Here is a 12444-nt window from a genome sequence, read left to right as displayed (position 1 = left end):
GGGGTTGGTAAGGGGTTGGCGAGAGTCGCAGCCCCCTAGACGCACTGGCCGATCCAGTCGGAGAAGCGCTTGCCGGATAGCTTCTCGTAGGCCTCAATGTAGCGGGAACGGGTGGCCTCCACCACGGAACCCGGCAGCGGCGGCGGGGGCGTGCCCTCGGACTTGTCCCAGCCGGACTTCGGGCCGGTCAGCCAGTTGCGCACGTACTGCTTATCGAAGCTGGGCTGCACCTTGCCCTCCTCGTAGCCCTCGGCGGGCCAGTAGCGGGAGGAATCCGGGGTCAGCACCTCGTCGGCCAGCACTAGGGTGCCGTCTGCATCCAGCCCGAACTCGAACTTGGTATCGGCCAGGATCAGGCCCTTCTCCTCGGCGATGGCAGCGGCCTTTTTGTAGATGGCCAGGGTGGCATCGCGCAGCTTGTTGGCGAGCTCCTCCCCCAGTTCCTCGACAACCACGTCGAAGCTCACATTCTCGTCGTGATCGCCCAACTCAGCCTTGGTCGCCGGGGTGAAGATCGGCTCTGGCAGGCGGGAAGCCTCAACCAGCCCCTCGGGCAGCTCCACGCCACACACGCTGCCGGTCTCCTCGTATTCCTTCAAGCCGGAGCCCGTCAGGTAGCCACGGGCCACGCACTCGAACGGGATCATGTCCAGCTTCTTGCACAGCATGGCGCGGCCGAGGACGTACTCGGGGATCCGCTCATCGTCCAGCGCACCGGCCAGGTGGTTGGGAAAGTCGATCTCGTCAAAGAAAAAGGCGCTCACGGCAGTGAGCACTCGACCCTTGTCTGGGATCTCCGTATCAAGGACGTAGTCATAAGCACTAATCCGGTCACTGACAACCATCAACAGGTTGTCTTCGTCGACCTCGTAGATCTCCCGCACTTTTCCTGCGGAATGATGCTCGTACTCGCACAGTTCTGGACGCATGAGTAGCTAGTGTAGCCCTGTCCCCGGCTTTTGACTATTCATGACGAAAGCCCTGCGAGACTATTGTGTTTGCGCTGCTAAACCGCGGTCGTGACCCACCTCACGACCGCGGTGCTGGGGTACTACAGAATCACTGGGGCACTACAGAATCTCGCCCGGCGCGTAGGCAGCGGCCTCCGCGTGACGGCTGGTGACGCCCTCGATGCGCTCCAGTACCCGGGAAACCTGGGACTCGGCCGCGCCGATGAAGGCGTGACGGTCTGCCAAGGCCTCCTTCAGCTGTGCCTCGTCCAGCGGGAAGCGGTCGTCGCCGGCCAGACGCTGAACCAGATCCTGATCGCCGCCGTTCTCGCGCATGTTCAGCGCCACCGCCACGGCGTGCTCCTTGATCAGCTCGTGGGCGGTCTCGCGCCCTACCCCGGCGCGCACGGCCGCCATCAGGATGCGGGTGGTGGCCAGGAACGGCAAGTAGCGTTCCAACTCTCGGTCGATCATCGCCGGGAAAACCCCGAACTCGTCCAGGACGGTCAGGAAGGTCTCACACATGCCGTCGAAGGTGAAGAAGGCGTCCGGAAGAGCAACGCGACGAACCACAGAGCAGAACACGTCGCCCTCGTTCCACTGCGCACCCGCCAGATCCGCGGCCATGGTCAGGTAGCCGCGCAGCAGGATCTGCATGCCGCCGACGCGCTCGCAGGAGCGGGCGTTCATCTTGTGCGGCATGGCGGAGGAACCGACCTGGCCTTCCTTGAAGCCCTCGGTCACGGTCTCGTTGCCCGCCATGAGGCGGATCGTCATCGACAGCGAAGACAACGCGGCACCCACCTGCACCAGGGCACTCAGCGCATCCATATCCAGGCTGCGCGGATAAACCTGGCCGACGGAGTCAAAGACGCGGGAGAAGCCCAGGTTCTCCGCGATCGTGTTCTCCAGCTCCGCCAGCTTGGACTCGTCGCCGCCGACCAGATCCAGCATGTCCTGGCTGGTGCCCATCGGCCCCTTGATGCCGCGCAGCGGGTAGCGGCCCAACAGATCCTCGATGCGCTCCAGTCCCACCAGCAGCTCGTCGGCGGCGGAGGCAAAGCGCTTGCCCAACGTCGTGGCCTGGGCGGCAACGTTGTGGGAACGCCCGGCCATCACTAGCGACTGGTTCTCCGCCGCACGGCGACCGATGCGCGCCAGCACGGCAACGGCCTTATCGCGAGCCAACTGCAGGGAGCTAAAGATCTGCAGCTGCTCCACGTTCTCCGTCAGGTCGCGGGAGGTCATCCCCTTGTGAATGTGCTCCTGACCAGCCAACGCATTGAATTCCTCGATGCGGGCCTTCACGTCGTGGCGCGTGACCTTTTCGCGCTCAGCGATGGAATCCAGATTGACGTTCTCGATGACCTTTTCGTAGGCCTCGATGGCCTCGGCGGGCACATCCACCCCTAGGGCGGCCTGGGCCTTCATCACAGAGATCCAGAGCTTGCGCTCCATAATGATCTTGTCCTCCGGCGACCAGATGGCGGTCATCTCCGGGGAGGCGTAGCGGTTGGCAAGGACGTTGGAAATATTTTTCTTAGCAGGCACGCCCCCGAGTTTATGCGCAGCGCTGGCTTTTAGGAATCTGCGAACTTATCCAAGTCCTTAATCCGCCCCGCTGCAATCACCAGGTCGCCAGAGCGGATCACGTACCCCGCTGGTGGTGTGGAGAAGTGCCCCTCCGCGGAGCGCACCGCTACGATCGCGATCCCCCGCGGGGTTTCCTCCACCTTCCGCCCGTGCATGTGCAGCGGAGGCGCCAGCTTCGCCATGGCGAAGTCGCGGTCGAACTCGATGTATTCCTGCACGTGACCTGCGATAAGGTGCGCCACGCGCCGTCCCGTATCGCGCTCTGGCCGCACCACGTGGTGCACGCCGATCTGCGTGAGGATCTTCGCGTGCTGCTGGTTGTCGGCCTTTGCCCAGACATTGGGCACCCCGAGATCCATCACGGCTGAGGCAGTAAGCAGTGACGCCCCCATGTCGGAGCCGATACCGATCACAACACGGTGTGCATCCTGTACACCAAGCTGGCGCAGCACGTCCTGGTCCGTGGTTTCCGCGATCACTGCGTGGGTCAGCAGCGGGGCGGCCTTGGCCACCACTACTTCATCCACGTCGATACCCAGAACTTCCACTCCGGACTGCACGAGCTCTTCGCCTAGCGCCATGCCGAAACGGCCCAGGCCGATGATGACGACGGGAGGATTGGTCGGGTGGGAAAAGAACTTAGCCAATGAACGGCCTTTCTACTGGGAAGGAATAGAGGCGTCGATTAGTACGGGCGGCCAACGCCGCCACCACGGTGATGGGGCCAATACGGCCGAGGTACATCAGCACCACCAGCCATATGCGGGCGAAATCGGGCAGCTCCGGGGTGATGCCGGTGGTCAGGCCGACGGTGGCGAACGCGGAGATGGTTTCGAAGGCGATCTGGTGGGAGTGGAACTGCGGCAGCAACAGCTGCAGCGCCATGATAGAACCGCCGACGATGAGGAAAGCCATCATGAACACAGCCATCGCCTGGCGCACGATGCGCCCCGGGATGCGCCTGCCCGCGACCAGCAGCTGTTCATCGCCACGCACCTCCGCGATCAAAACGGCAACTAGCACCGCGGCGGTGGTGACCTTCACGCCACCCGCTGTGCCGCCCGAGCCACCGCCGATGAACATCAGGAAGTCCGTCAGCATCAGGGATGATGGCCGCAAGTCCGAAAGATCCACCGAGTTGAACCCCGCGGTGCGCGAGGACACGGAGTGGAAAAACGCCGCCTGAACGGCCGACCATGGCGATAGGTCCCGCAGCGTGTTGGTCCACTCCATCAGGGCGAAGCCGATAGTGCCCACCGCCAGCAGGATCGAGGTTCCTACGAGGGTGAAGATCAACGTCAGCGACGGTGGGTGCTTCACCTTCGATCGCCACCTCGCCCGCAGTTCCAGCAGCACGGGGAAGCCCAGGCCACCGACGATAATGCCGAATGCGATCGGCAGGATGATCCCCGCATCGTTGACGTAGGGCACCAGGTTGTTGGAGCGCAGGCCGAAGCCCGCGTTGTTGAACGCCGAAATGGAGTGGAATACTCCCTCCCACACGGCAGGCAGGAAACCGTAGCCGTATTCCGCAGCGAAGCGGAAGGTCAGCACGATCGCGATGACCAGCTCGGTCGCCAGCGAGAAGCCGATGGTGCCGAAGATGATGGTGCGGATCTCGCCCAGGTCCCTTCCGCGTTGTTCCGCGGCAGCTCGCAGGCGCCCTTTGACGCCCATCTGTCCAGCCAGAACAAAGCTCACCACCGTGGCGAGCGTCATGATGCCAAGGCCTCCGACCTGAATCAGCAGCATGATGACGACCTGCCCGAAATGAGACCAGTAGGTCGCGGTATCCACGACAGTAAGGCCGGTCAGGCACGTGGCCGAGGTAGCGGTGAACAGGGCGGTAGTAAACTCCGGGCTCTCCGGCCCGCTGCGAGAAAACGGCAACAGCAGCAGCGCAGTACCGGCGAGGATAAGTAACAGGAAGCTCACGGACACCAGCTGCGCAGGGCTGAAGCCTTGCCGGCTTCGCTGGCGACGTTCGCCTGAGTGTGCAATCACAAGGGGTTACCTTAAACCTCTTGCTCCTTATGCGAAACCCTTACACAATCTTGACACCCGAGTTTTGGCTCACACTGCTGCGCCGGAAACTAAATGGAGATGCGCCCCTCAACTGCGCGAAGGGCAATGTCGGAGCGGTAGTGCGAGCCCTCCAGCTCGATTCCCTGCAGGGTCGCATAGGCCTGTTCGCGAGCCTCCGCCAGCGTAGCCCCGGAGCCGATGACGTTCAGTACGCGCCCACCAGCGCTGACCAGCTGGCCGTCCTTGTCCGCCACACCCGCGGCCAGGATGCCGCGAGCCTCACTGCCTGGCTCCGCACCGGTAATCGGCTGGCCGGTGACAGGGCTGGCCGGGTAGTTCTCGGCAGCCAGGACGACGGTCAGCGCATAGCCGTCCTCCCACTCCAGCGGCGGCAACTGATCCAGGGTGCCGGTAGCCACGGCGTTCAGCACCCCACCCAGCGGGGTCTTCAGCAGGCGCAGCACGGCCTGGGTCTCCGGGTCGCCGAAGCGGCAGTTGAACTCCACCACCGCCGGACCTTCGCTACCCCATGCCAGGCCCGCGTACAGCAGCCCATTGAAAGGCACGCCCTCGGCCACCATCTGCTGAGCCACCGGCTTCACAACGTCCTCGACGATGCGCTGCACGCCGTCTTCTGGCAGCCAGGGCAGCGGGGTGTATGCGCCCATGCCGCCGGTGTTCGGTCCTTCGTCGTTGTCGCCCACTCGCTTGTGGTCCTGCGCGGGCAGCAGCGGAACCACCGTCTCCCCATCTACTAGGCAGAATAGGGAAACCTCGGGGCCGTCCAGGAAGCTTTCCAGCAGCACTGGGTTGCCGCCGGCGTGCACGGCGTGGATGTGCTCCAGAGCTTCTGCGCGGTCGGCCGTGACCACCACGCCCTTGCCTCCAGCCAGACCATCGTCTTTGACAACGTAGGTGGGACCGAATTTGTCGAGGGTGGCGTCAATAAAAGAATCGCTAGACCCGACAGGAACAGCGACGGCCTCTGCGGTACGGACCTGCGCTTTGGCCATGATGTCCTTGGCGAAGGCCTTCGAGCCCTCAATCTGGGCCGCTGCTGCAGACGGACCGAACGCGGCGAAGCCAGCGGCGCGCAGCTCATCGGCAACGCCCGCGACCAGGGGAATCTCCGGGCCAATCACAACCAGGTCCGCCTGGACCTGTTGGGCCAGCGCAACCGGATCACCATCCGGGTGGAGGGTAGCCACGGCCGCCATGCCGGCGTTGCCCGGGCTGACGTGAACCTGCTCGACGGTCGGATCCTGGGACAGGGAATAGGCCAATGCGTGCTCGCGAGCACCGCTGCCGATAACAAGAATGCGCATGGTTCCCCAGTCTAGCGAAGCCGCGGACTGCCACCGGCAGCCTGCATCCCAAGCCCCCACAACAGAAACGTTTAACGCGCTAACATCGGCACCATGGCTACGGTATTCACGAAAATCATCAACGGCGAGATCCCGGGGCGCTTCGTCTACCGCGACGAAAAGGTAGTGGCGTTTCTGACCATCGAACCTGCTGCATACGGCCACACGCTGGTCGTTCCCATCGAGGAAGTCGACCGTTGGACGGACATGGATCCGGCGACGTGGGCTCACTGCAACGAGGTCGCCCAGCTAGTCGGCAAGGCTATCGTCGATACTTTTGACGCCCCACGCGCCGGCTACCTGATCGCTGGATTCGAGGTGCCGCACGCTCACATCCACGTATTCCCCGCATCCGATATGTCCGGCTTCAGCCTGCAGAACGTAATGCGTATGGACGAGACCGATCCGGAAAAGATGGACGATTCCGCCGCGAAGATCCGCGCGGCGCTTCTGAAGCAAGGGGTCGATGAGGCGAAGGTTCCCAACGCCTAAAAGCCCCTCTCAGGTCACCACCTGCAAGCACCTATCCGATCTCAGATCAGTGGACGTTTCTGAACAGTGGACAACGACAAATTAGATCCGATGGAACTTGAGCTGGACGAGCTCGCGGAGGTCGACCCTCCGGCGGGCACGGCCGTAGAAAAAGAACTAGCAGAAGAACTGTACGACCCCTCCAACGCGGGCGACGTCATCGGTGGTGCGCCCGACTCCCGTGGTTGGCTTAGCCGCTTGGGCAGCGGGATGGCCAGCGGAATCTCCAGCACCGGTCGCTTCCTGTGGGATATACCGTCGCGTGTCAGCCGCCCCCAAATGCCGCAGCTACGCGGGGCAATCCCCGATCCGCCTCTCGGCGCCCGCCAGGTCTCCCCCGGCTACGCCGACGACCTGTGGCAGGCGCGCCCCACCATCGATCGGCCGTATCCGGTGATCCTGATCCACGGCACGATCAGCTCAAAGAACGTATGGCAGAACCTGGTGCTGCGTCTGCGCGAGGACGATTTCGTAGTATTCAGCCCCGACTACGGCGTACATGGCACGCAGGACATCCCGACTTCGGCCCAGGATATCGGCGCTTATATCGAGCAAGTGCTGGCCGCGACTGGCGCGGAGGCCGTGGACATCGTCGGTCACTCCCAGGGCGGGTTGCTGGCGCGTTATTGGATCAATGAGCTCGGCGGCGAGGATTATGTCCATCACCTCATCACCCTGGGAACCCCGCACCAGGGCACCACGCTGCTGGGCATGCTCGGCAGCATGCTCACCACGGACATGAGCCAACGGGTGGCAGCCGCCACGATCCGCCGAGTGTTCGGCGCGGCCGGTATGCAGCAGGTGATCGGCTCGCCACTTCTGGAAACCCTGGCAGCCTCCCCCGAAACCCGTAACCACATCCGCTACACCTGCTACGCAACCCGCAATGATGCGACGGTGGTGCCCCATGAAAACGCTTTCCTCGGTGACCGCAAGCCGTTGATTCCCGGCGACGACGAGGGGGAACGCCTTGCCGACAGCACTTCGGACGGCGACTCGGGCGAGGCGATCGTCACCAATTACTTCCTACAGGACCTTGGCGTATCCAAGTGCAAGCACGAGGAGTTGCCGACGAACCCCGACGTCCAGGACATAGTCCACCTAGCGCTGTTGGATGGGCTGGAAGAGCACGATACAGAAGTCTAGCACGTCAGCGTGAGGGTCTCACCACGCAGGTTCCGAGCTATTCCGTTTCGGATGCCTCCGGCAGTTCGATCCGGAAACGCGTCCCCTCCCCTTCCACGCTGTGCACTGTGATGGAACCCCCGTGGGCTTCCACCAGCCCCTTCACAATCGATAGCCCCAGCCCGGAGCCGCCGGACATGCGCGAACGCGAGACATCCGGGCGGTAGAACCTCTCAAACAGGTGCGGCAGGTCCTTGGCCGGGATCCCTTGGCCGTTGTCCTCCACGTCCACGATCACTCGGTCGTCGGTCTTGTCTAGGCGCAGGGTCACCTCTGCGTCATCGCCGGCGTGTCGCAGAGCATTGGTCAGCAGATTGCTAAAGACCTGGTGCAGGCGGTTCACGTCACCCACGACGATCGGCACCTCACCGGTTTCGTTCACGACCTGCACCGTGCGATTCGGGAACCCGGCGCGCGCCGACTCTGCCGATTCCAGCACCAGCTCCAGCATGTCGACACGCTTCTTCGCCAGCGGGCGCCCCTCGTCCATGCGGACCAGGGCTAGGAGGTCCTCGACCAGCAGACTCATGCGACCGGCCTCTTCAGAAATGCGGTCGATGACCATGGGGGCATCATCAGTAGCACCCGATTGGTACAGCTCCGCATAGCCGCGCACAGAGGTCAACGGCGTGCGCAGCTCGTGCGAGGCATCCCCGATGAAGCGGCGCATTGACGCTTCCGACCTGCGCGCTTGCCTCTCCGAGGCACCGATAGCGACGAAGGCCGATTGGATCTGCGCCAGCATCTTGTTGAGCGCCAACGACAGTCGACCGACCTCGGTGTTGGGCCGCCAGTTCGGCACGCGCTGCCCGAGGTCGCCGTTCGAAATTTTGGACGCCGTCAGCTCCACCTCATTCAACGGACGCAACGCACGACGAACCAGATACATCGATGCCAGAATGACGAGCCCGACGACCGTCAGGCCAATAATGACTTGGAGGAGGACAAGGCGCGAAATGATGTGCTCTTCTTCCTCCAAAGGCAACGCAACGATGGTGATCGTGCCGTCGTCATTGCGGAAGCTGGTGGCCCGCCAGCTAATGTTCGCACCCGAGCCTTCCCGAGAGCCGACGGTGACGGGCAAGGTCGGCTTGCCCAAGCCGCGGATCTCCGGGCGGGCAGTCATGGGCGAGTTGAAGTACTCGTAGGAGATCTGCTCGTCGACCACCAGAACATAGAAGTCGCTTGGTGGGCGCGTGACACCGGTGACAGGGTTCGGTGGCTGCTGCTTACCTAGCACTTCTAGGCCGCTTAGCCCAAGAGTGTCGGAAGAACCACTCAAACCTTCGGAACCGGAATCATCGCCATCGTTCTGAGTGCCATCGACCAAGCCCGAGCGGTGGGCCCAGCCATTGGTTGCCTCATCCAGTTGTTCGTCCACGCGCTGGATCAGGAAGCGCTGCAGAGTGGTGGTGACGGATACGCCAGATACGGATAATCCCATGGCCACCAGCACCGCAATGACCACGACCAGGGAAACCCGCAGCGGATAGTGGGAAAGAAAGTGCCCCGGATGGCTCGTTGTGACGGCGACTGCGGATCCGTGGGCATCATTCGATTTCACCGGCGGTTCGGGCTGTTCGAGCTGTTCGAGCTCGCGCTGTGCTGACACAGACTGCGGGCTCTGATTAGGCGACGACGGTGACGAGGTGGAAGGAAACATAGACGGAAATGCGGCTCACGCGAGGTTAAACGCGGGGCTTGCGCAGTACATACCCCACACCGCGAACGGTCTGGATTAGATGAGGCTCTTCCTTGTCGATCTTGCGGCGCAGGTAGGAGACGTAGGATTCAACGACGTTGCCGTCGCCACCGAAGTCGTAGTTCCACACGTGGTCCAGAATCTTGGACTTGCTCAACACGACCTCTGCGTTGACCAGCAAATAGCGGAGCAGCTTGAACTCAGTGGGCGATAGTTCGACAACTTCACCGGCTTTGGTGACTTCGTGCATGTCGTCGTCGAGGGTGATGTCTTCATAGGTAATCAGGCTGGATTCCTGCTCTTCTTCCGGGGTAACGCGGCGCAGGATTACCCGCAGGCGGGTAATAACTTCCTCCAGGCTAAAGGGCTTCGTCACATAATCATCGGCACCGATGGTCAGTCCGTGAATGCGATCCTCCACGCCGTCCTTGGCGGTCAGGAAGAGAACTGGCGCCTCGTGCCCAGCGGCGCGGAGCTTATTTAGCAGGGTGAAGCCGTCCATGCTGGGCATCATGACGTCCAGGATGAAAGCATCCGGCTTGTAGGTATCTGCCAGAGCCAGCGCGTCCTGGCCGTTGTCTGCCGTTTCAACGTCGAAACCTTGGAACTTCAGGCTGACTTTAAGGAGGTCTGAGATATTGGCCTCGTCATCAACAACGAGTACCTTCACCGGTTGGGCATTTGGCATGGTCATGCACCTCATTGTGCTGCATAGTGTTGGCGTCTATCTGCATGATAGCTGGGTGTTAGCTGTGAACCCCCTCGAGGATTGCCGCTACCGCAACAAGCCCTCAACAGGAATCCAACGTGTCAGTGTGCAATGCGACATGCGAATTAAATCGTGACTCAGTGCACCATTTTTGCTTTACACCCATTAAGCTGTGCGTATGACGAACTCTAATTCTCACTCTCGCTCTCTTCGCCGTCGCTTCGTCGCGCTCGGCGCTGCAACCATGATGGCCGCTTCCCTGGGCACCGGCGCTGCCTCCGCTGCCCCGCTCGGCTCCTCCCAGCAGGACATCAACAGGGTCGTACTGGGCGCACACGACAACATTCACAACGGAACCCGCGGCCTGCCTGAGCCCATCCGTGGCTCCATCAACCGCGCAGCGGATGACGCTACCAACTTCCTGGCTCCCGGCGCTCTGGCAGCCCGCGAGCGCGCAAACAAGCCCGCTCCCCGTCCAGCTCCGCCGAAGAAGCGCCCTGCACCGGCTCCTCGCAACAACCCCTGCCCAGCTAACGCCCGCGGTTGCGTGAGCCTGCGCGACCAGACCGCTTGGCTGCAGCGCGGCGGCAAGACCAGCTACGGCCCGGTGAAGGTCTCCACTGGTAAGCGTGGCTACGAGACCCCGAAGGGCTGGCACGTCATCACTCGCAAGGTGAAGAACGAGGTCTCCCGTACCTACGGCAACGCTCCGATGCCGTACTCCGTGTACTTCACCAACAACGGTCACGCCTTCCACCAGGGCGACCCGAACGTGATGTCCCACGGCTGCATCCACCTGGCTTCCCCGCACGCAGCGAACTTCTTCAACGCGCTGAACGTCGGCGACCGGATCTACATCTACTAGTGTTCACTTTCTAGGTTCACTTTCTGGGTCTCACTGACCCAACCCCCAACCCCCAGGGCACGCGGCTCACTAGAGCCGCTTCGCCCTGGGGGTTGCTTTCGCTACGCTGGATTTCATGACTTCTGAATCTGCTACCCCTGAACAGTTCACTTTCCGTCGCGCGGTCGAGGCCGACCGCCCGTTCATCCACAAGATGAACGAGGAGACGGACACGTGGGGTGATCCAGATAGGGAATTCTCGGAGACGTTCGACGAAGACACCGTGTTCTACGTCGATGGCTGGACTGAGGGACAAGGTGGCGTCATCGTCGAAGAAAACGGCGAGGCCATCGGCGCCGCATGGCTGCTCGACTCCTCGGCGGACAACCACGGCTACGGCTACGTGTCCGAGGAATACCCCGAAGTAGCGATCGCGATGGCGCCCGGCAACACGGGCAAAGGACTGGGCACGAAGCTGATGCAGGCGGTGCTGGATCAGGCGAAGGCCGACGGCAAGCCGGGCGTAAGCCTATGCGTGGTGTTCGGTAACGACCGCGCGAAGCACGTCTACGAGAAAATCGGCTACGTCGACAAAGGTGTGGACGAGGCTGAGCACGCGCACGTCATGCTTTACACTTTCGACTAGAAAAAGTGCCGAATCAGACCCCGAGACAGAGCTGCAACGGCACCACGATTATTCGCTCAGCGGAACAGCAAGGCTGGCTATGTATTCCTCCGGGGTTTCGTAGATATCGTCCCAGCCCTCTTTGAGGATGCTGTGCGGCTGCCAGTTCATTCGAACTGAAATAGGCCCCCGGACAGGACCCGTAGCATCCTCATCCCACTCGGGGTTCAAGCCGTAGCTTTCCAGCGTTTCGACGATGATTTGCACCGCTTCGGCTACCTGACCTGCTTCTGACCGGACATAGAAGTCGATGACCACTTCCCGCAGATCAAGATCGTCTGCGATCTCGAAGGGGATTACCGCCACGCCAACTTCTTCATCTTCGCTGTCTACCGATCCCCAGTCATCGAACACCCAGATGTCTACGCCTTCGGCACGCATATCCAAAATCGAGCAATACAGTCGGTCAAAATCGGTGACCATGCCAGCCCAGGCATCCATTTCATCGGTCAAACTCTGGATAATTTCGTCCAGAAAATCCCCGACCAGGTCGAGACGACTCTGTTTCTCGTCCTCGGGGGTAGCGTCTTTGCCGACCGGTAACTCTTCTAGGCGCTGTTCCCAATCGTCAGGAACGTTCAATAGTCCCGGGAAATTAAGCAAAACATGCCCAATTTGGTTGTAATCCACCGTTCCAGATACCAGTGCGGCACGGACCGAGCGGGTCAAATTTTGAGCTTCGTTAGCAGAAAGCAGTTCTCGGATTGTTTGTGGTGAGTGGTCATCCTTTGACATTGCACAAGGGTAACACAACAATTTGAGCCGGCGACGATGTCTGAAGTCAGGACATAGTTGACAACGTGTTCCAGGGAAAAGCGTTGTGACGGTTGTCAGATCAGCCGCGGCATAGTTGACA

Annotated in this window: 12 protein-coding genes; 4 read left to right on the top strand and 8 right to left on the bottom strand. The window is 61.7% G+C overall.

Annotation, left to right across the window (positions count from 1 at the left end):
* Positions 1-35: 35 nt before the first annotated feature.
* The 5 genes from L8U58_RS09350 to purD form a co-directional block, all read right to left on the bottom strand.
* On the bottom strand, positions 36-929 hold the full coding sequence (locus tag L8U58_RS09350; protein WP_034980899.1) for a phosphoribosylaminoimidazolesuccinocarboxamide synthase: 894 nt from the start codon (positions 927-929) through the stop codon (positions 36-38).
* A 141-nt stretch (positions 930-1070) separates the two neighbouring features.
* Positions 1071-2501 carry an adenylosuccinate lyase gene (gene purB, locus L8U58_RS09345; protein WP_034992222.1) on the bottom strand — a complete coding sequence of 477 codons (1431 nt, stop codon included), beginning with the start codon at positions 2499-2501 and terminating at the stop codon, positions 1071-1073.
* Positions 2502-2530: 29 nt separating this feature from the next.
* On the bottom strand, positions 2531-3190 hold the full coding sequence (locus tag L8U58_RS09340; RefSeq protein WP_034992220.1) for a potassium channel family protein: 660 nt from the start codon (positions 3188-3190) through the stop codon (positions 2531-2533).
* Positions 3183-4547: a potassium transporter TrkG gene (locus tag L8U58_RS09335; protein WP_051894024.1), complete on the bottom strand. Its 1365-nt coding sequence runs from the start codon at positions 4545-4547 to the stop codon at positions 3183-3185. The genes L8U58_RS09340 and L8U58_RS09335 overlap by 8 nt, the downstream gene beginning before the upstream one ends.
* 89 nt (positions 4548-4636) lie before the next feature.
* The gene (purD, locus tag L8U58_RS09330; RefSeq protein WP_269955205.1) at positions 4637-5893 is read right to left on the bottom strand and encodes a phosphoribosylamine--glycine ligase; all 1257 of its coding nucleotides are present in this window, start codon (positions 5891-5893) and stop codon (positions 4637-4639) included.
* A 93-nt stretch (positions 5894-5986) separates the two neighbouring features.
* Between purD and L8U58_RS09325 the strand changes: the two genes are divergently transcribed.
* Entirely contained in the window at positions 5987-6424 is a 438-nt protein-coding gene (locus tag L8U58_RS09325; protein ID WP_034966397.1) for an HIT family protein, read from the top strand.
* 90 nt (positions 6425-6514) lie between these two features.
* The gene (locus tag L8U58_RS09320) at positions 6515-7609 is read left to right on the top strand and encodes an esterase/lipase family protein (RefSeq protein WP_269955204.1); all 1095 of its coding nucleotides are present in this window, start codon (positions 6515-6517) and stop codon (positions 7607-7609) included.
* A gap of 37 nt (positions 7610-7646) precedes the next feature.
* Here the strand turns inward: L8U58_RS09320 and L8U58_RS09315 are convergent, their stop codons facing one another.
* Positions 7647-9260, bottom strand: coding sequence for a sensor histidine kinase (locus L8U58_RS09315; protein ID WP_371325824.1), 1614 nt, complete (start codon positions 9258-9260; stop codon positions 7647-7649).
* 76 nt (positions 9261-9336) lie between these two features.
* Positions 9337-10044 (bottom strand): response regulator transcription factor, encoded by a 708-nt coding sequence (locus L8U58_RS09310; RefSeq protein ID WP_034966402.1) that lies wholly within the window; start codon positions 10042-10044, stop codon positions 9337-9339.
* Positions 10045-10237: 193 nt separating this feature from the next.
* Between L8U58_RS09310 and L8U58_RS09305 the strand changes: the two genes are divergently transcribed.
* Entirely contained in the window at positions 10238-10924 is a 687-nt protein-coding gene (locus L8U58_RS09305; RefSeq protein WP_035001803.1) for a L,D-transpeptidase, read from the top strand.
* A gap of 115 nt (positions 10925-11039) precedes the next feature.
* On the top strand, positions 11040-11549 hold the full coding sequence (locus L8U58_RS09300) for a GNAT family N-acetyltransferase (protein ID WP_035001804.1): 510 nt from the start codon (positions 11040-11042) through the stop codon (positions 11547-11549).
* 48 nt (positions 11550-11597) lie between these two features.
* Here L8U58_RS09300 and L8U58_RS09295 read toward each other — a convergent pair whose 3' ends face one another.
* On the bottom strand, positions 11598-12323 hold the full coding sequence (locus L8U58_RS09295; RefSeq protein ID WP_155269749.1) for a hypothetical protein: 726 nt from the start codon (positions 12321-12323) through the stop codon (positions 11598-11600).
* Between the last annotated feature and the right edge of the window lie 121 nt (positions 12324-12444).

The sequence above is a fragment of the Corynebacterium macclintockiae genome, assembly GCF_027570165.1.
GTDB lineage: Bacteria > Actinomycetota > Actinomycetes > Mycobacteriales > Mycobacteriaceae > Corynebacterium > Corynebacterium macclintockiae.
The sequence above is the reverse complement of the archived record's forward strand: the minus strand, read 5'-3'. Positions and strand labels throughout refer to the sequence as shown.